The sequence below is a fragment of the Xanthomonas sp. LF07-6 genome (assembly GCF_034105445.1).
GTDB lineage: Bacteria > Pseudomonadota > Gammaproteobacteria > Xanthomonadales > Xanthomonadaceae > Xanthomonas_A > Xanthomonas_A sontii.
Genome location: NZ_JAXGGI010000007.1, coordinates 75393 through 93863 on the forward strand (window position 1 = coordinate 75393; position 18471 = coordinate 93863).

The 18471-nt window shown below is 68.9% G+C and carries 13 protein-coding genes; 5 read left to right on the forward strand and 8 right to left on the reverse strand.

Going from position 1 to position 18471, the window contains the following annotated elements; translation table 11 throughout:
- Positions 1 to 11 precede the first annotated feature (11 nt).
- Together SLW56_RS12670 and SLW56_RS12675 are read right to left on the reverse strand one after the other, a co-directional pair.
- The gene (locus SLW56_RS12670) at positions 12 to 653 is read right to left on the reverse strand and encodes an SGNH/GDSL hydrolase family protein (protein ID WP_295918884.1); all 642 of its coding nucleotides are present in this window, start codon (positions 651 to 653) and stop codon (positions 12 to 14) included.
- A gap of 95 nt (positions 654 to 748) precedes the next feature.
- Positions 749 to 2026: a pyridoxal phosphate-dependent aminotransferase gene (locus tag SLW56_RS12675; protein WP_017910899.1), complete on the reverse strand. Its 1278-nt coding sequence runs from the start codon at positions 2024 to 2026 to the stop codon at positions 749 to 751.
- 308 nt (positions 2027 to 2334) lie between these two features.
- On the opposite strand from SLW56_RS12675, the gene rsgA reads away from it, so the two are divergent.
- The 4 genes from rsgA (at position 2335) to SLW56_RS12695 (ending at position 6989) form a co-directional block, all read left to right on the forward strand.
- Complete coding sequence (rsgA, locus tag SLW56_RS12680) at positions 2335 to 3447, forward strand: ribosome small subunit-dependent GTPase A (RefSeq protein ID WP_320694940.1); 1113 nt, start codon at positions 2335 to 2337, stop codon at positions 3445 to 3447.
- Positions 3448 to 3455: 8 nt separating this feature from the next.
- Positions 3456 to 4700, forward strand: coding sequence for a flavohemoglobin expression-modulating QEGLA motif protein (locus SLW56_RS12685; protein ID WP_267092791.1), 1245 nt, complete (start codon positions 3456 to 3458; stop codon positions 4698 to 4700).
- Between the two features lie 284 nt (positions 4701 to 4984).
- Entirely contained in the window at positions 4985 to 5767 is a 783-nt protein-coding gene (locus SLW56_RS12690) for a hypothetical protein (protein WP_320694941.1), read from the forward strand.
- 538 nt (positions 5768 to 6305) lie between these two features.
- Complete coding sequence (locus SLW56_RS12695) at positions 6306 to 6989, forward strand: type 1 glutamine amidotransferase domain-containing protein (RefSeq protein WP_267092788.1); 684 nt, start codon at positions 6306 to 6308, stop codon at positions 6987 to 6989.
- Between the two features lie 326 nt (positions 6990 to 7315).
- Here the strand turns inward: SLW56_RS12695 and SLW56_RS12700 are convergent, their stop codons facing one another.
- Complete coding sequence (locus tag SLW56_RS12700; RefSeq protein ID WP_320694942.1) at positions 7316 to 9235, reverse strand: alpha-amylase family glycosyl hydrolase; 1920 nt, start codon at positions 9233 to 9235, stop codon at positions 7316 to 7318.
- Between the two features lie 47 nt (positions 9236 to 9282).
- Entirely contained in the window at positions 9283 to 11742 is a 2460-nt protein-coding gene (locus SLW56_RS12705) for a TonB-dependent receptor (RefSeq protein WP_320694943.1), read from the reverse strand.
- Between the two features lie 299 nt (positions 11743 to 12041).
- Between SLW56_RS12705 and SLW56_RS12710 the strand changes: the two genes are divergently transcribed.
- Positions 12042 to 13388, forward strand: coding sequence for an MFS transporter (locus tag SLW56_RS12710; RefSeq protein WP_320694966.1), 1347 nt, complete (start codon positions 12042 to 12044; stop codon positions 13386 to 13388).
- A 128-nt stretch (positions 13389 to 13516) separates the two neighbouring features.
- Here SLW56_RS12710 and SLW56_RS12715 read toward each other — a convergent pair whose 3' ends face one another.
- From SLW56_RS12715 to SLW56_RS12730, 4 genes are all read right to left on the reverse strand, one after another.
- Positions 13517 to 14548 (reverse strand): LacI family DNA-binding transcriptional regulator, encoded by a 1032-nt coding sequence (locus SLW56_RS12715; RefSeq protein ID WP_152235867.1) that lies wholly within the window; start codon positions 14546 to 14548, stop codon positions 13517 to 13519.
- 252 nt (positions 14549 to 14800) lie between these two features.
- Positions 14801 to 15541 carry an acetoacetyl-CoA reductase gene (phbB, locus tag SLW56_RS12720; protein ID WP_267099669.1) on the reverse strand — a complete coding sequence of 247 codons (741 nt, stop codon included), beginning with the start codon at positions 15539 to 15541 and terminating at the stop codon, positions 14801 to 14803.
- A 111-nt stretch (positions 15542 to 15652) separates the two neighbouring features.
- Entirely contained in the window at positions 15653 to 16978 is a 1326-nt protein-coding gene (locus SLW56_RS12725) for a CitMHS family transporter (protein ID WP_320694944.1), read from the reverse strand.
- Positions 16979 to 17102: 124 nt separating this feature from the next.
- Positions 17103 to 18293, reverse strand: a complete 1191-nt coding sequence (locus tag SLW56_RS12730) for a porin (protein WP_320694945.1) — start codon at positions 18291 to 18293, stop codon at positions 17103 to 17105.
- Between the last annotated feature and the right edge of the window lie 178 nt (positions 18294 to 18471).

The window sequence follows — 18471 nt, forward strand, 5'->3', positions numbered from 1 at the left end:
GCGTACGCCAGCTAGGCTAACGCATCGCGTGCCGCCGGCAACAGCCGCGCGGTCCAGCGCGCATACATCGCCGCCGACGGATGCAGCCCGTCCGCGGCGAGCATCGCCGGGTCGCCGCCGCCATCGCGGCTGCAGCCGGTGATGTCGACGAAGCGCACCGCGCGCGCGGCGCAGCAGGCCTGCGCGGCGGCGTTGAAGGCGTCGATCTGCGCGGCGATGCGCGCCGGATCGTGGGCGGGCGGCTGCGCGAACGCGGTCACGCCCCAATCCGGGATCGACACCGCCAGCACCCGCTGCGGCCGCGCGTCGGCGAAACCGATCGCACGCTGCAGCAGCGCGTCGAACTGCGCGCGGTAGTCGTCGAGCGGGTAGCCGCGGTACTGGTTGTTGACGCCGATCAGCAGCGTCACCAGGTCGAACGGTCCCTGCGGCGCGGCCGTGTCGATGCCGGCGTCCAGTTCGTCGGTGGTCCAGCCGGTGGTAGCCACGATCTGCGGATCGGCCAGCGCGATGCCGTCGCGGCGCAACGCCGCGGCCAGTTGCATCGGCCAGCGTCCGTCGGCGTCCACGCCTTCGCCGATGCTGTAGGAATCGCCCAGCGCCAGGTAGCGCAGCGGTGTGTGCTCGGGCGTGGCGAAACTGCCTTTGCTCATCTAAGCGGAACCGGCAGCTGCCATATCACCGGGATACGCGATCCAGGAACGGCGCACGCTTAGCCATTCCCGATTCCCGATTCCCCAGTCCCCACTCACCGCCCCACAGCCGCCCGCGGCTTCAGCGGCACCACCTTGGTGGCGTCCTCGGCGCGGCGTGCCAGCACGCGGTCGATGCGCGCGAACACCTCGCGCATCGTCGCCGCCTCCGGCAGCAGGGTGACGCGGAAATGGTGCCGGTAGGGCACGTTGAAGCTGGAGCCGGGCACCACCAGCACGCCTTCCTGTTCCATCAGTTCCAGGGCGAACGCGTGGTCGTCGAACCCGCGCGCGGCGGCGCCGACCACCGCCGGGAATGCGTACAGCGCGCCGGCCGGCTGCACCAGCGACAGGTGCTCGCTGGCCGCGCAGGCCTCGAGTACCGCGCGGCGCGTTTCGTACAGGCGTCCACCCGGGGCGCACAGCGGCGAGATCGTGTCCGGGCCGTTGACCGCGGCATCGATGGCGAACTGACCGGGGACGTTGGCGCACAGGCGCAGCGCGCCGAGCAGGTCCATGGCGTTGCGGAAATCGCCGACGCGCTCGGCGTCGCCCGACAGCAGCGCCCAGCCCACGCGCCAGCCGCAGGCGCGGTGCACCTTGCTCAGGCCGCCGAAGCTGATGCACGGATGCGCGCCGGCCAGTGGTGCCACCGACACGAATTCCGCGTCGTCGTACAGCACCTGGTCGTAGATCTCGTCGACCATCAGCAGCAGGTTGTGCTTGACCGCGATGGCGACGATCTTCTCCAGCAGCGCCCGCGAGTAGCTGGCGCCGCTGGGGTTGTTCGGGTTGATCAGCACGATGGCGCGGGTGCGCGAGGACACCAGCGTCTCGATTTCCACCGGGTCGGGCTGGAAGCCGTTCTCCGGCGCGCAGCGGTAGTACACCGGGCGGCCGTCGTTGAGGATGGTGGCCGCCGACCACAGCGGGTAGTCGGGCGAGGGCACCAGCACTTCGTCGCCGGGGTTGAGCAGCGCGCGCAGCGACAGGTCGATCAGCTCGCTGACGCCGTTGCCGACGAAGATGCGGTCCGGGTGCGCGTCCGGGTGTTGGCGCCGGGCGTAGGCTGCGGCGATCGCCTCGCGCGCCTCCGGCAGGCCCTGCTGGTGGGTATAGGGATCGGTGCGGCCCATGTCGTCGGCGATCGCGCGCTGCAGGTGCTCGGGCGCACGGAAGCCGAACGCGCCGGGATTGCCGATGTTGAGCTTGATCAGTTTGCGCCCCTGGGCCTCCAGCTCGCGGGCTCGCCGTGCCAGTTCGCCGCGGATCTCGTAGCGGACTTCGGACAGGCGTTCGCGGATCGCGAGCGGCTTGATCGGCAGGGTGGGCATCGCATTGGCCGGTGGGGCGTGGGACCTGCATGGTAGCGGAAATGTGACACCGCGGCGGGGCGGTGGGGCGCCGTGGTGGCGGGCCGTCTACGGCGCCCGGCCGCCACGCTTGGCGCTGCGACGGGCGTGGCGCGATGGCTGGCCCGTGTGGCGGCCACACACGCGTCGCGCGGATCATGCGCCGCTGCTGGCGACTCCCGGGACGCCGCCTGCGGCGCGGGCCAACCACGCAAGGCGCCGCCCCGCGCGTGTCCCAGTGGCCGCCCTGCGCTCACCTTTGGGCGCGGCACACCCTCTAGAATCCGCTCATGACCTCCTCCCCGATCGACTTCGACGCGTTGCGCCCCATCGGCTGGCCCTGGCCCGGAATGCCCGAGGAGCCGGCCTGGCGCGCGCTGTTCGAGGCGCATCCGCAGGCGCGGCCGGCGCGGGTGGTGGAGCAGCACCGCACCGGCTATGTGGTCGCCGATGCGGTGGACATCGGATTCAAGGTCGAATCGCTGCCGGACTGGCAGCGGCCGCGCTTTCCCAGCCACGAGCGCGCCGCGGTCGGCGACTGGGTGTTGCTGGAGGACACGCGCATCGTCGCCTTGCTGCCGCGGCGCACCGCGATCAAGCGCGGCGCCGCCGGCGAGCACTACCACCAGCAGGTGATCGCGGCCAACATCGATACGGTGTTCATCGTCTGCGGCCTGGATGCGGACTTCAATCCGCGCCGGATCGAGCGCTATCTGCTGCTGGTGGGCGGCGGCGGTGCGGCGCCGGTGGTGGTGCTGACCAAGGCCGACCTCACCGAGTACGCCGACGACGCGCTGGCGGTGCTGGAGGAATTGGCGGCGCAGGCGATTCCGCTGCTCACGGTCAACGCCCGTCAGGCCGACAGTGTCGACGCGCTGCGGCCGTGGCTGGGGCCGGGGCAGACCGCAGTGCTGGTCGGCTCGTCCGGTGCCGGCAAGTCCACTCTGACCAATACCTTGCTCGGCGTGCAGAAGATGCGCACCGCGGCGGTGCGCGCCACCGACTCGCGCGGCCGCCACACCACCACCCATCGCGCGCTGCTGCCGCTGCCGTCCGGCGCCTGCCTGATCGACACGCCGGGCATGCGCGAACTCAAGCCCACCGGCGAGGAAGACCTGGCCGAGGGCGGCTTCGCCGACATCGAGGCGCTGGCCGCGCAGTGCCGCTTCAACGACTGCGCGCACCAGGCCGAACCGGGCTGTGCGGTGCAGGCGGCGATCGAGCGCGGCGAGATCGAGGAGGCGCGCTTGGCCAATTACCTGAAGCTGCGCGACGAGGTCGCCGGCGCCGCCGGCAAGCTGGCGCAGCGCCAGGCGCAGAACGCGGCCGCCGGCCGCGGCGGCAAGCCCAGCGGTGGCAAACCGGGCGGCAAGCGTCCGCCACCGCGCACCCTGCGCCGCTGACGTCGGCCGTGGCCAAGCGCGTGCTGCCGGTCGAGATCCGCCACCATGCCGCGCTCGACGCGCGGCTGGTCAAGGCGGTGCGCGGCATCCGCCTGCTGGCCCTGGCCAGTTGGCCGGTGGCGCTGCAGGCGCCGTTCCTGGAGAGCGTGGCGCGCGGCCAGCCGCAACTGCCGCAGGTGGACTACCCCAGGCTGGATTTCGCCGACACCCGCCGCGAGCTCGGGGCGATCGCCGAGGCCGCCGATCCGGCACATCCGCTCGGCGCCTATCTGCAGGCCTCGGTGCACAGCTGGGATCTGGCCGCGGCCCTGCTGGAAGCGCTGGGCACGCCGGCGGTGGGCACGTATTCGGCGCAGTTGTTCGGCGTGCCGGACGACCCGATGCCCGGCCACGGCCCCACCACCCGCGAGGCCGCCGGCCATTTCATCCACATCGCCCACGAGCTGGACCGCGAGCTGTTCTCGGCCGAGGAGCAGGTGCCGGTGTCGGCCACTGCGTTGCGCCTGCTGTTGCAGCGCGATCTGGACGAATTCTTCGGCGCGCGGGTGATCACGGTGGAACTGGATCCGGACCTGCTGGCCAAGGCCGCCGCCGGCGCGCAGCGCATCCGCCTGCGCTCCGGCGCGCACTTCAGCGACTACGACCGCGCGCAACTGTTCCACCACGAGGCGCTGGTGCATTCGCTGACCGCGCTCAACGGCCGGCAACAGGCGCAGCTGCCGAGCCTGGCGTTGTCCTCGCCGCGCACCACCGCCACCCAGGAAGGACTGGCGACCTTCGCCGAGCAGATCACCGGCAGCATCGACATCGAGCGGATGAAGCGGATCAGCTTGCGCATCGAGGCGATCGCACTGGCCCGCGACGGCGCCGACTTCATCGAGGTGTTCCGCTACTTCGATGCGGCCGGGCAATCGCCGGCGGAGAGCTTCTCCTCGGCGCAGCGCGTGTTCCGCGGCGTGCCGACCAGTGGCGGCGCCGCATTCACCAAGGACACCGTGTACCTGCGCGGGCTGGTGTCGGTGCACACCTTCTTCCGCCAGGCGCTGCAGCGCGACCGGCTGCCGCTGTGCCGCTGGCTGTTCGCCGGCAAGATGGCGCTGGAGGACGTGGCCGCGTTCGCGCCGCTGTTCGAGTCCGGCGTGCTGGCGCCGCCGCGCTGGTTGCCGACGTGGGTCGCGCGCGCCAGCGGCTTGGCCGGGATGCTGGCGTTCTCGCTGTTCGCCAACCGGATTCGCATGGATCAGGTGGAGTAGGGCGCTCCGGAAAGAAAGGAGTTACCGCTGCGGGAGGTGGGCGGCATTCGCAGCGACCAGGCGCGTGGACGATCGGAAGCGTCGAATGCGACTGCGTTGTTCCTGTGGCGATCGCAACCTCGCATGCGAGCTGTCGGCCGTTTGGTTTTTGAAGAAACGAAAAGAAGTCCGAGGCATTTCTCTGGCAAGAAAGATGGTTCTTTGCTTATGTCCGTCTTGCTTGCGGAAAGAAGAATCAAGTACCTATGCTGAGTTGCGCATTTATCGCCAATAAGGAGGCTCGCGTGTCGATGACGGAAGGTAGGGGTGGGGACGTGGGAGCGGCTGGCGTCATCGCGCAGCTGCGCAGGCAAAATCGAATTCTGAAGATTTTTTTGGCTGTGGCGCTCGCCCTTCCTTTGACGCTCATGCTGATGGGGGCACGAGGCGCTGGCAGCAAGCAGGTATTTTCCGAAATCGATGTCAAGCGCATCAATATCGTCAACGAGGACGGGTTCAGGTCCATGGTGTTGGCCGCCCGCGGTTTGCTGCCCGATCCGGTGATGGGCGGGAAAGTCATGAAAACCGAGAGGAGCAACATGCCCGGAATGCTTTTCTATAACGGCGTGGGCGACGAGGTCGGTGGGCTCATCTATGACGGCAGTATCGGTAAAGATGGAAAGCCCAGTGGCGGCGTGCATCTTTCGATGGATCGATTCGGCGGAGATCAGCAAATCGCCCTGCATCACTACGAAGAGGGCGGCTTCATGGAAACCGGCCTTTCCGTATTCGATCGCGGACTCTCCAGGCAGTACGAAGGGCTGTATGAAAAGTATCTGGCGGCCCCGAATGGGCCGGAGAAGGATGCGCTGTTGAAGCAGTGGAAGGACGCGGGTGGTGAGCAGACGCAGAGACTCTTTGTCGGGCGGACTCGCGGAAAATCGTCTGCGGTGATTCTCGCGGACGATTCCGGAAATCCCAGGATCATCATGTCCGTCACGCCTGCTGGAAAGGCATCGTTGGATTTTATTGATGACAAGGGTGACGTCGTTCAAAGTCTCCCGGAAACCTCCGTCGCGAAGAAGTAGTGGCATGGTCGATACCGGCCATGGAGTTTCCGGAGTGGTCTGGTGTCTCGCTGGAGTACGTCGGGCTCGATGCCTGATCCCATGCGTACAGGGTGGCGGAGCATCGGCATAGCGCTGCGCGCTCATCGGCGTCCACGCCCATCACGCGGGGTTGTGGGTAGCCGCGGATTCCAGGGCGCGCCGCCGTTCGGCCTGCAGTTCTATTTGATGTCGAACAGCGTGTTCAGTGCATGCAGCGCAACCCGGACACGCACGGACTGACCCAGGACACCGGCGACTTCGTCTGGTGTCTGGAGGCCGCCGCCTTCATGGGGTCAGCAGGCTGGTCAACTGGCAGCTATCCGCTTTCGTACAAGCTGGGCGACCCGCCGTAGCGGCTTGGTTGACGTCGTAGTGGGTGGCGTCGATGGCCTTGCAGGATCGCGCGCGTGAGCTGAACCGCAGTGCGCGGTGCTCACCCGCCGCGAATGTGCGGCTGCCGATACTGCGGCGCCCGGCCTGCCCCCGCATGGCCGCTTCCCTTCACAAGGAGATCCGTATGAAGATCCTGATGGTGCTGACGTCGCACGACCAGCTTGGTGACACCGGCCACAAGACCGGCTTCTGGCTGGAAGAATTCGCCGCGCCGTACTACACGTTCAAGGACGCCGGTGCCGAACTGACCCTGGCGTCGCCCAAGGGCGGGCAACCGCCGCTGGACCCGAAGAGCGATGCGCCGGACGCGCAGACCGAAGCCACCCGGCGCTTCAAGGACGATCCGGCGGCGCAGCAGCAACTGGCGAGTACGCATCCGCTGGCTTCGGTGCGCGTGGACGACTATGACGCGCTGTTCTACCCGGGCGGCCACGGCCCGCTCTGGGACCTGGCCGAGGACCGCGATTCCATCGCCCTGATCGAAGCGTTCGCGCGCGCCAGCAAGCCGATCGGTTTCGTCTGCCATGCGCCGGGCGTGCTGCGCCGGGTGACCGCGGCCGATGGCACGCCGCTGGTGAAGGGCCGCCGCGTCACCGGCTTCACCAATAGCGAGGAAGCCGCGGTCGGCCTGACCGACGTGGTGCCGTTCCTGGTCGAGGACGAACTGCAGCGCCTGGGCGGCCAGTACAGCAAGGTCGCCGACTGGGGCGTGCACGTGGTCGAGGACGGCCGCCTGGTCACCGGGCAGAACCCGGCCTCGTCCGAGGCGGCGGCCGAAGCGTTGCTGGGAATGCTGCGCGGGAAGTGAGCACTCATCGAGCGCGATGATGGCAAGGCTAACTTGCCATTTTCGGTACGCGAGGTGCTTTGGTTTGCGCTGGGGTGATGAAGTAGCGGTTGAAGCGCAACCTCGTGCCGCTTTTGTAGCCTTCGCCGTTTGTCCTCTTTCAGCCGCGACGGGCGTTCGCACTGATGCCGGTCGCGGCTGAAGCCGCTCCTACGAGGCCTAGTAGATGTGCCGCCGCGTGCCAGCCAGGGTGCGCGCCTGTGGGAGGGACTTCAGTCCCGACTGCACGCACTCGAAAGCGCAGATGCAACGCAGCGGCGCTGATCGGCGCCGCTGCTGTTTTCGGCTCAGCCGCGCAGCCACCAACGCAGGCTGTACGCGGGCAGCGCGCCGTTCCAATGCGCCAGCGCTGCGGGATCGCTGCCGCCATCGGCGATCGCCTGCCAGTTGCCGTCGCCCAAGGTTGCGGCGACATCCACCGCAACCGGCTCCGCACTGAAGTTGTACACCGCCACGAAGTCCTCGCCGCGCGCCAAACCGAGCAGGGCGGGATCGCCCAGCGGCACGGCACGCAACGGCTGGTCGGCGGCCAGTGCCGCAGTGGCGGCACGCGCGGCGATCAACCCGCGCAGGCGGGTGTAGACCTGGCCGGGCAGGCTGTCGGTGTCGTGGCGTTGCGCCGCGCGTGCCCAGTCCATCGCCGGGCGATGCAGCCAACGGCCTTCGTGCTGGCGCAGCGGGTCGTCGCGGTAGGCCTCGTCGTTGCCCAGGGCCAGTTCGTCGCCCATGTACAACAGCGGGATGCCCGGCATCGCCAGCGCCACCGCGTACAGCAACAGCAGGCGGCGCACGCCCAGTTCCAGCGCATCGGCATCATCGGTGGCCAGCGCTGCCGTGATGCCGGTCAGGGCCGTGCTCATGCCGTTGCTGCCGTGCACGCCCTCGCCGCTGCTCTGGAAGGCTTCGCCGCGCGCGTAGCTGTCCGCTGTGTCGCCGGCGTAGAACTGGGCGATGCGCGCCAGCGCGAACGGGGCGACGCCATCGCCACCGGCGGCCTCGCGCTGCAGCACGTTCCAGCCGATATCGTCGTGGCAGCGCACATAGCTGAGCCAGCCACAGGCCGGCGGCAGCGCGGGCGTCTGCGCGATCGCCGCCTGCACGATGTCGCCGCGCTGCTCGGCCAGCGCCACCCAGCCGGCCGCCATCAGCGTGCTGTGGTAGGCCAGGTGGCATTCGTGGCCGCGCGCGGCGCCGTCGCCAAAGTAAGGCGGCAACTGCGCCATCGGCACGATCGCCTCGGCCTTCAGCAGGACCGCCGGCGCAAGGATGTCGGTGAGCGCGCGCAGCGCCTGCAGGATGGTGTGCGCCTCCGGCTGGTTCATGCAGTCGGTGCCCGGGCGCTTCCACAGGTAGGCGGTGGAATCCAGGCGGAACACCTCCACGCCCAGGTTGGCCAGGCGCAGCAGCGCCAGCGCCATCTCGCCGAACACCGCCGGATTGCTCCAGTCCAGATCCCATTGATAGGGGTAGAACGTGGTCCACAGCCAGGCGTCGGCGTCCTGCACCCAGGTGAAGTTGCCCGGGGCGGTGTGCGGGAACACCTGGCCCAGGGTGCGCTCGTAGGCATCCGGCGCGTCGCGGTCGCGGAAGTGGTGGTAATAGTCCAGATGCCGCGCATCGCCACGCTTGGCCGCCAGCGCCCAGGGATGGTCGTCGGCGGTGTGGTTGAGCACGAAGTCGGCGCACAGGCTGATCCCGGCCGCACGCAGGCGTGCGGTCAATGCCGCCAGGTCGGCGGTGTCGCCCAGCCTTGGCTCGACCTGGCCATAGTCGCTGACCGCGAAGCCGCCGTCGTTGTCGCCGGCGCGGGCGCGCAGGAACGGCAGCAGGTGCAGGTAGCGCACGCCCAGTTCCTGCAGGTAGGGCACGCGTTCGCCGACGCCATGCAAGGTGCCGGCGAAGCGGTCGACATAGGCGCTGTAGCCGAGCATCGACGGGGTGGCGAACCAGTCGGGCGCGCGCTCGGCGTCGAGCTGGCGCAGCGCCGACGGCCGCGCATTGGCGGTGGCCGCCAGTTGCGTCAGCCACTGCGGCAGCCATTGCGCGAAGGCCGGATGCGTGCCGTACAGCGCATGCAACTGCGCCAGTAAGCGTTCGCCGTGGTGCTGCAGGCGCGGCAGCAACGCGTCGGCGGCGTCCGGTTGCAGATGCGCCTGCCACAGGGTGTGGGCGAGCGCGGACAGTGCGGAAGGAGCGGGTGCGGTCATGGGTTGCTTGGCCGCGCCCCCGGTGGGGCGCGGATGTGCGGTCCTCGTCAGAAGTCGTAGCGCAGGCTGATGCTGGAAGTGCGGCCCGGGATCGAGCGCGCGCGGATCACGCCGGAAGCCGCGTCGGCGATCGACGCTTCCTCCGCTTCGGTCAGGCCGAAGGTGTTGAACAGGTTGTTGACGTTGAGCGAGACGGTCAGCGCATCGGTGATGCGGTAGTCGCCGAACAGGTTGACCTGGGTGTAGCCGGGCATCTTCAGCTGGTTGCTGTCCTGGGTGTAGGCCGAACTGGTGCCGATCGCGTTGACCCCGACCTGGTAGCGCTCGCCGCGGTAGCTCGGCGTCAGCTGCCAGACGAAGCGCGCCTGCCGACGCGGGGTGTTGCCGGCGTTGGCCGGGGTGATCTGGTCCTTGTCGATGGTGGCGTCGGTCCAGGTCAGGCCGCCGTTGAGGGTGAAGCCGCCGGTGCGGTATGCGGCTTCGAGTTCCAGGCCGTGCGCCTTGTAGGTGCGGTCGAAGAAGCGCTGGGTGGTGGCTTCATAGTTCTGCTCCTGGGTGCGCGCGGCGAAGGCAGTGGCGAACAGGCTCAGCCCGCCGCTGCGCCACTTCAGGCCGCCCTCGAGCTGCTTGACCACGTTCACCGCTTCGTTGGAGGACACCGAGCCGTCGTCGCGGACCACGCCGAACAGCAGGCGGTCGGCGTTGGCGCGGGCGCCGCGGCTGTAGCGCGCGAATGCGGCCAGGTCGTCGTTGAGCATGTAGTTGCCGCCGAACGAATACGACAGGTAGTTCCAGTCGTAGCGCACCGGCTTGGGGTTGGCGTAGTCGATGGTCGCCACGCGTTGCTCCGGCGCCTCGATCACGCCGTCGCCGTTCACGTCGACATTGCTGACCAGCATGCCGCCGGCGGTGTTGCCGCGCGCGCGGCCCATGTCGTAGCGCAGGCTGCCGTCCACGCTCAGCGGTCCCTGGTCCCAGCTCAGCGCCAGGTACGGCGCGTTGATGTCGTAGCGCACGTCGTAGTGGCGGGTATTGTCCAGCCCCCAGTACGGCACGCCGTAGGCGTACAGGCCGTCCTGCGAGCGCAGGCTGCCGTCGGCGGCGACCACGTCCAGCAGCCGCGGGCGGTGCCCCAGCGACTGCACGTAGGAGTTCCAGGTCCAGTCCACGTCGATGGTCTGCCGCGAGGTGTACCAGCCGGCCTTGAGGTTGAGGTTGCCGCCGTCGCCGCTGCCGAAGTCGCGCGCCAGGCTGAGGTCGTTGACCGCGTTGCCCAGGTCGTTGAGGTGCACGTTGAACAGATGCGTGCGCAGCGCCAGCCCGGTGTAGGCCTGGCCGGCGTTCGGGCCGTCGACGTAGCGCAGGCCGGCACCGGCGCCGCCGATGCTCGCCGCCAGCGCGCCGGCATCGGCCACCTGCGCGGGGAACGGCGAAACGAAGCGGCCGGAGGTATCGGCGATGCGGAACTTGTCGGTCAGGGTCCAGCCGCTGCCGATGTCGAACTGCGCCTCGGCGCCGAACGCGCGCGACAGCGGGTGCATGCCGTCGCTCAGTTCCACCCGCGAGGGTTTGTTGCCGCCATCGAGGGTGGCGCTGCTGCGGAAGTACGGGCTGTACAGCGTGTCGGTGCCGGGATCGAAACCGTCGATGCTGCCGAAGTGCGGCGACCCGTCGCGGCCGCTGACCCGGGTCGGCACCGGCAGGTAGCCGGCGGCGCGGTCGTTGAGGTACTTGGCGTAGACGCGCACGTAGCCGTTGTCGAACAGCCGGGTCAGGTTGGCCTTGAGCTGGCCGCCCTTGTCGGTGGTGTAGCCGGCGTCGCGGATGCCGTCGCCGCGGCGGTAGAAGCCGCCGACGTTGAACTGCCAGTGCTCGGCGAACGGTGCGCCGTAGTCGAAGTCCAGGCGGGTGTTGTCGTAGCCGCCCAGGCCGCGGGTGAGGCCGACGCTGCCGCCGGCGGTGTCGCCGGTCTTGCTGATGAAGTTGATGATGCCGCCGGGCGAGTTGCTGGCGAAGGTGGAGGCCGAACCGCCGCGGATCGCCTCGATGCGCTCCAGGCTGTAATCGGCGCGCAGGAAGATGTCGGCATTGCCGAAGGCGATGTCTCCGAATTCCAGCACCGGCAGGCCGTCTTCCTGCAACTGCAGGAACTTGGCGCCGCCGGAGGCGACCGGCAGGCCGCGCACGGCGATGTTGGCGTTGCCTTCGCCGCCGCTGGATTCGGAGCGGATGCCGGGGATGTTGCGGAAGATCTCGGCGGTGCTGCGCGGCGCCGACTGTTCGATCGCCTCGGCGCCGACGGTGCTGACCGAGACGCTGGACTTGAGCTTGCTCTTGGGCGTGGCGGTGCCGGTGACGAAGACCGAGTCCAGGCTGACCACGTCGCCCTGCGCCGCCGGGGCGTCGGCAGCGGCGGGCGTGGCCTGTTGCGCGAGCGCCGCCGGTGCGGACAGCGCCGCGGCGACGGCCAGGGCCAGGGTCTGCAGGCGGATCGAAGGGTGATGCATCGCTGTCTCTCCCGAAGCGAGTGGTGCAGTGGGTGGCGGCGCGCCGCTGCCGGAAGGGGCAGGGCGCGGCGCGGACGGTGGGTGCGGCGGCGTACAGATACGGCCGTCCGCAATCGATTGCAATTTGCAGTGCAGCAAATCCACCAATGGCGCTTACGCCAATCTTATCGCTGAAAGATCGAGGCATTCTGCATGGTGCGGCGCAGCGTTACAAACGATTGCAGGCGCGGCGACACTCCGCTTCGCCGCTGCGGCACGCCTCCCGCGTGCCCGACCCGCCCAGGCCGATGCCGATGCTCATGCGTTCCGATCGTCCCCTGCTTCCGCTCTCGCGCGTGCTGGCGCTCAACGCCGGTTTCTTCGGCGTGCAGTACAGCTTCGGGCTGCAGCAGAGCAACATGAGCCCGATCTACAACTACCTGGGCGCCGACCACGCCAACCTGCCCTACCTGTGGCTGGCCGGCCCCATCACCGGGCTGGTGCTGCAACCGGTGGTCGGCGTGCTCAGCGACCGCACGGTGACGCGCTGGGGCCGGCGCATGCCGTACATGGTGGTGGGCGCGCTGGTGTGCAGCCTGTGCCTGCTGACCATGCCCTTCAGCGCGGCGCTGTGGATGGCGGTGGCGCTGCTGTGGATGCTGGATGCGGCCAACAACGTGGCGATGGAGCCGTACCGCGCGCTGGTCAGCGACGTGCTGGCGCCGCCGCAGCGGCCGCTGGGCTACCTGACCCAGAGCGCGTTCACCGGCCTCGGCCAGACCCTGGCCTATGTCACCCCGCCGTTGCTGGTGTGGCTGGGCATGAACCAGGACGCGGCCAACGCCCACCACATTCCCTACGTCACCATCGCCGCGTTCGCGATCGGTGCGGGCTTCTCCGCCGCCTCGATCCTGCTCACCGCGCGCAGCGTGCGCGAGCCGGTGCTGCCGGCGGCGGAGCTGCAGCGCTTGCGCAGCGCCGCGGTCGGGCCGCTGGCGACGTTGCGCGAGATCGTCGACGCGGTGCGGCAGATGCCCCCGACGATGCGGCAGATGGCGCCGGTGATGCTGTTCCAGTGGTATGCGATGTTCTGCTACTGGCAGTACATCGTGCTGTCGCTGTCGACCACGCTGTTCGGCACCACCGCGGCCGATTCGCACGGCTTCCGCGAGGCCGGCCTGGTCAACGGGCAGATCGGCGGCTTCTACAACTTCGTCGCCTTCCTGGCCGCGTTCGCGATGGTGCCGGTGGCGCGGCGGTTCGGCCCCAAGGCCACCCACGCCGCCTGCCTGGTCGCCGCCGGCATCGGCATGTGCGTGCTGCCGTCGATCCACGATCGCTGGCTGCTGCTGCTGCCGATGCTCGGCATCGGCCTGGCCTGGGCCAGCATGATGGGCAATCCCTACCTGATGCTGGCCAACAGCATCCCGCCCGAGCGCACCGGCGTGTACATGGGCTTGTTCAACCTGTTCATCGTGCTGCCGATGCTGATCCAGATCGTGACCCTGCCGCTGTACTACGACCGCCTGCTGCAGGGCGACCCGCGCAACGTCATTCGCCTGGCCGGCGCGCTGATGCTGGCGGCGGCGGTGGCGATGGTGTTGGTGAAGCGTCGGGAATGGGGAACCGGGAATGGGGAATCGGAAAAGCGCGGCATCGTGCGCTGAAACTCCGCGTGCTGACCGATCTCCCCAACTCCCTAATTCGAATGTAGAGCCCTAGGCCAGCTGACTCAGCGTCAGCGCGCGACCAACGCTTTTCCGATTCCCTATTCCCGACTCCCCATTCCCAGCCCTCAGGCCGACTCCCGCACCACCAGACTCACCGGCAGCTCCACCGATTCCACCGGCGTGCCGGCGATCAGGTTCAGTACCCCGTCCACCAGCAGGGTGGCGGCCTGGGCCAGGTCCTGGCGCACGGTGGTCAGCGGTGGCTGGCTGTAGGCGGCCAGGGGGATGTCGTCGAAGCCGACCAGGGCGATGTCCTGCGGCACGCGGTGGCCGGCTTCGATGAGGGCGCGGATCGCGCCCAGGGCGATCACGTCGGAGGCGGCGAAGACCGCGTCCGGCGGGTCGGTCTTCTTCAGCATCGCCCGGGTCAGGCGGTAGGCGTCTTCGCTGAGGAAGTGGCTGCGCGCGTGCAGCCGCGGGTCGAACGTCAGGCCGTGCGCGTCGAGCATGCGCCGGTAGCCGGCGAAGCGCGGCGCCACTTCCGGCAACTGCTCGTCGCCGAGGAAGGCGATGCGCCGGCGGCCATGTTCGATCAGGTGCGCGGTGGCCAGTTCGCCGCCGCGCAAATTGTCGCTGCCCACGCTGGCATAGGCCTGGCCGTCGATGCGACTGCCCCATACCAACATCGGCAGGCCGCCGCGCGCGGCGGCGTCGAGCGAGGCGTGCTCGTGGCTCTGGCCGAGCATGATGACGCCGTCGGCACGGCTGTTGCGCGCCAGGTCCTCGACCCAGTGGTCCTGGTGCTGGTCCAGCTTGGACAGCAGCATGCTGTAGCCGCGCGCGGTCAGCGCGTCGGCCAGCAGCGCCAGCATGGTCATCATGAACGGGTCCGACAGCGGCTGCTCGTGCGCGTGCATCAGCGGCACCGCCACGCAGACGATGTTGGAGCGCCGCGAACGCAGGCTGCGCGCGACCGGATCGACCCGGTAGCCGGCGTCGCGGGCCAGCTGCTTGATGTAGGCGCGGGTACGTTCGGCGACCACCGGGTTGTCGGCCAGCGCACGCGACACCGTGGATTCGGACACGCCGGCCATGCGCGCGATGTCGGCCATCTGCAGGCGCGCGGCGGGCGCGCCGGGTTCGGGTTTGTCGGACATGCGGAGCGGGCGCGACGGACGAAACGGAACCGGCAGTGTATGCCAGGCGGGCGTCGCGGCGCTTTGCACGCCGCGGCTGCATTGCCGCGGCGATGGCGCGTTGCATGCCTGTTCGCGTATGCCGCGGCGTGCCTGCCTGCCGAATCCGGCGGCTGCGCGCGGGCGCATCCGTCGCGGTCGAGCGCAGTTCCACGTCCTGCGTCTCCGCTGCATGTACGCGCAACCGTAGCGCCATGCGCGGCAGGCGAGGCGCTAGGTCATGTGCAGGCCGCCGTTGACCGCGTAGTCGGCGCCGGTGACGTAGGCGGCCTCGTCCGAGGCCAGCCAGGCGCACAGCGCCGCCACTTCCTCGGGCTTGCCGAGCCGGCGCAGCGGTACCGAACTGGCGAGACGATCGAGCACGTCCGGCGGGAAGCCGCTGATCGCCGCGCTGGCGATGTAGCCGGGCGACACCGTGTTGACGGTGACCCCGCGCGAGGCCACTTCCTGCGCCAGCGCGCGGCTGAAGCCCTGCATCGCCGCCTTGGCGGTGGCGTAGTTGATCTGCCCGATCTGGCCCTTCTGCGCGCTGACCGCGCCGATGTTGACGATACGGCCCCAGCCGCGCGCGGTCATGCCGTCCACCACCTGCTTGGTGATGTTGAACAGCGCGTGCAGGTTGCTGGCGATCACCGCCTGCCAGTCCTCGCGGCCCATCTGCCGGAACAGCATGTCGCGGCTGCCGCCGGCGTTGTTGACCAGCACGTCGATCTCGCCGACCTCGGCCTTGACCTTGGCGAACGCCGCCACCGTGGAATCCCAGTCGGTGGCGTTGCCCTCGGAGGCGATGAAGTCGAAGCCGAGCTCGCGTTGTTCGCGCAACCACGCCGACTTGCGCGGCGAGTCCGGCCCGCAGCCGGCGACCACGGTATGGCCGTTGCGCGCCAGCTTCTGGCAGATCGCGGTGCCGATGCTGCCCATGCCGCTGGTGACGTAGGCGATTCTGAGGGTCACGTTGAACTCCTTCGGAGTTGGGATTCGGGATTGGGGAGTCGGGATTGGATGGGCGCGCGGGCAGTGGCTGTTACGAATCCCCAATGCCCAATCCCCAATCCCGGGCGGCGCTCACTTCGCCAAAGGAAAGAGGCCGAATAGCAGCCCGCCGCCCATCAACACCAACGACACCAGCACCGCCCACTTCAGGGTGAAGCGCTGGTGGTCGGCGAAGTCGACCTTGGCCAGGCCGACCAGCAGGTAGGTGGAGGGCACCAGTGGGCTGAGCAGGTGCACCGGCTGCCCGGCCAGCGAGGCGCGGGCCATTTCCACCGGGGTGATGCCGTAGTGGCTGGCGGCGTCGGACAGGATCGGCAGCACGCCGAAGTAGAAGGCGTCGTTGGACATGAAGAAGGTGAAGGGCATGCTCGCCAGTGCGGTGATCACCGCCAGGTACGGCCCCCATGCGTCGGGGATCACCGCCAGGAAGCTGCGCGACATCGCCTCGACCATGCCGGTGTTGGAGAGGATGCCGGTGAACACGCCCGCGGCGAAGATCAGCGACACCACCGACAGCACGTTGCCGGCATGGTTGACCAGGCGCCGGCGCTGCTCGGCCAGGTTCGGGTAGTTGATCAGCAGCGCCAGGGCGAAGCCGATCATGAACAGCACCGGCATCGGCAGCACGCCGATCACCAGCGCCGCCATCAGCGCCAGGGTCAGCGCAAGGTTCACCCACAGCAGCCGCGGCCGCTTGATGTCCTCGGCGTCTTCCACGGTGGGCAGCGCCTCGCCGTCGTCGGCCACGCTGCCGTCCATCCAGGCATCGCCGGGCAGCGTCACCACGCCGAGGCGGCGGCGTTCCTTCATACCCAGGTACCAGGCCAGCAGCAGGATGCCGACGATCGCCAGCGCCATCGCCGGCACCAGCGGCACGAACACGTCGGCCGGGTCCACGTGCAGCGCGGTGGCCGCGCGTGCGGTCGGGCCGCCCCACGGCGTCAGGTTCATCACCCCGCCGGCGAGGATGGTCACGCAGGTCATGTTCAGCGCGTTCATGCCCAGCCGCCGGTACAACGGCAGCATCGCCGAGACGGTGATCATGTAGGTGGTGGAGCCGTCGCCGTCGAGCGAGATCAGCAGCGCCAGCACCGCGGTGCCGACCACGATCTTCATCGGGTCGCCCTTGACCAGGCGCAGGATGCGCCGCACCAGCGGATCGAACAGGCCGGCGTCGATCATCACCCCGAAGTACAGGATCGCGAACATCAGCATGACGCCGGTGGGCGCGATCTTCTTGATCCCCTCCAGCATCATCTCGTTGATGCCGGTGCCGAAGCCGCCAGCCAGCGCGAACGCGATCGGCACGATGATCAGCGCGACCAGCGGCGACAGCCGCTTGCTCATGATCAGGTACATGAAGGTAATGACCATTCCGAAACCGAGCGCGGTCAGCATGGAAGTTCCTCAGGGCAGTGCATGAAAGAAGATGGACCCCGCATCAGGGATCCGAAAAGAGGCCGACCAGACGTCACATCGCACGATCCCGCCGTTGCGAATCCCCATTCCCCAATCCCGGCACTCAAAAGTCATACTGAAAGCGCCCGGTGATCGCCCTGGTGTGATCCAGCGTCACGCCGGCCAGGTGATCGCGATTGCGGCTGTCGATCAGGTTGAGCATCAGCCGCAGGTTCGGCTTGAGGTACCAGTTGCCGGCCAGCGTCCACGAGGCAGTGGAGGCATCGAGCAGATCGGGCTGCCCGTCGCGGTGCTGCGCGCCCCACATGCGGTCGTAGCGCAGCGCCAGCTCGAAGGCGCCGTACCTGTGATTGACCTGCCTGATGCGGGTGAAACGCCCGGTCTTGCTGTCGTAGCGGCGCGATTCGCCGGTGGCGAACCAACTGACGAAGCCGTAAGCCGCCATCACGTCGGCACGCTGCGCGCCGTCGTCGAACAACCCGCCGCTGAACTCGCCCTGCCACGACAGCGGCCCGCGCACCTGCGCGTATTCCAGCGACCACTTGTCCACGTCGGTGTCGCGGCCGTCGGCGAAGCGCGCCAGGGTGACGCGGCTGGCGTCGGACAGGTGCCCGGCCGGGCGCGGGCGGATGCTCAGCGCCGGCGCGCCGCCGGCACCGGGATGGTCGTAGTGCTCGTGCGCCAGCGACAGGCCCAGATGCAGCACGTCGCCGTCGCGCGCGTCCGGCGCCCAGGTGCCGCGGCCGCCGAACGCATGGCCGCGGACGTTGGAGACGTCGATGCTCTGCAGGCTGTAGACGCTGGCCGCCCAGGTGTAGTCGGCGCCCGCGGCCTGCCACGACACCGCCTTGCGGTATAGCGGCGCCAGCGTACTGGCCGCGCCGCTGCGCTCCAGGAACTGGCCGAAGTTGGAGCCGGTGCGGTCGTCGAGCGTGAAGTACTGCTTGAACTGGCCCACGGTGAGCGTGCCGGCATCGAATTTACGGGTGAGGTAGACGTCCTTGGCCTCGATGCCCTTGCCGTTGAAGTCGTCCTGCAGCCCGGCGAAGTCGCCTTCGACCTTGTAGCCGAAGCCGAAGACCTTGCCGGACACGTCCAGCCACAAGCGGCGGATCTCGGTGTCGTCGGGATTGGGCGTGCCGCGATTGTCGTTGTCGAAGTGGGCGAAATCCCAGTGCAGGCGCCCACCGAGTTCGGCGGTCACCGGGCCGTCGTCGTCGCTGGCGGCGCGCGCCGATCCGGCCAGGCACAGCAACGCGCAGGCGCTACCCCATGTCAGAGTCTTCAGTTCCACGTCCCCTCCCAGGTGCGTGTCGCAGCGATTGGATCGACCCGGCAACAATGGCCGCGGACCGGCATGGACGCAGCCTAGTCGGGCGTAGCTGTCAACGACCTGTCGGCGGTGGGGAATCGGGAATCGAGAATGGGGAATCGAAAAAGCACGTTCCTGGATGCGCTAGGCTTCTGCCGTT

Excerpts from the sequence above, each read along its gene's own strand:
- rsgA (WP_320694940.1), top strand. The coding sequence starts at position 2,335 with ATGACCTCCTCCCCGATCGACTTCGACGCGTTGCGCCCCATCGGCTGG.
- SLW56_RS12695 (WP_267092788.1), top strand. The coding sequence starts at position 6,306 with ATGAAGATCCTGATGGTGCTGACGTCGCACGACCAGCTTGGTGACACC.
- SLW56_RS12715 (WP_152235867.1), bottom strand. The coding sequence starts at position 14,548 with ATGTCCGACAAACCCGAACCCGGCGCGCCCGCCGCGCGCCTGCAGATG.
- SLW56_RS12670 (WP_295918884.1), bottom strand. The coding sequence starts at position 653 with ATGAGCAAAGGCAGTTTCGCCACGCCCGAGCACACACCGCTGCGCTAC.
- SLW56_RS12700 (WP_320694942.1), bottom strand. The coding sequence starts at position 9,235 with ATGACCGCACCCGCTCCTTCCGCACTGTCCGCGCTCGCCCACACCCTG.
- SLW56_RS12725 (WP_320694944.1), bottom strand. The coding sequence starts at position 16,978 with ATGCTGACCGCGCTCGGTTTCGGAATGGTCATTACCTTCATGTACCTG.
- SLW56_RS12705 (WP_320694943.1), bottom strand. The coding sequence starts at position 11,742 with ATGCATCACCCTTCGATCCGCCTGCAGACCCTGGCCCTGGCCGTCGCC.
- SLW56_RS12675 (WP_017910899.1), bottom strand. The coding sequence starts at position 2,026 with ATGCCCACCCTGCCGATCAAGCCGCTCGCGATCCGCGAACGCCTGTCC.
- SLW56_RS12710 (WP_320694966.1), top strand. The coding sequence starts at position 12,042 with ATGCGTTCCGATCGTCCCCTGCTTCCGCTCTCGCGCGTGCTGGCGCTC.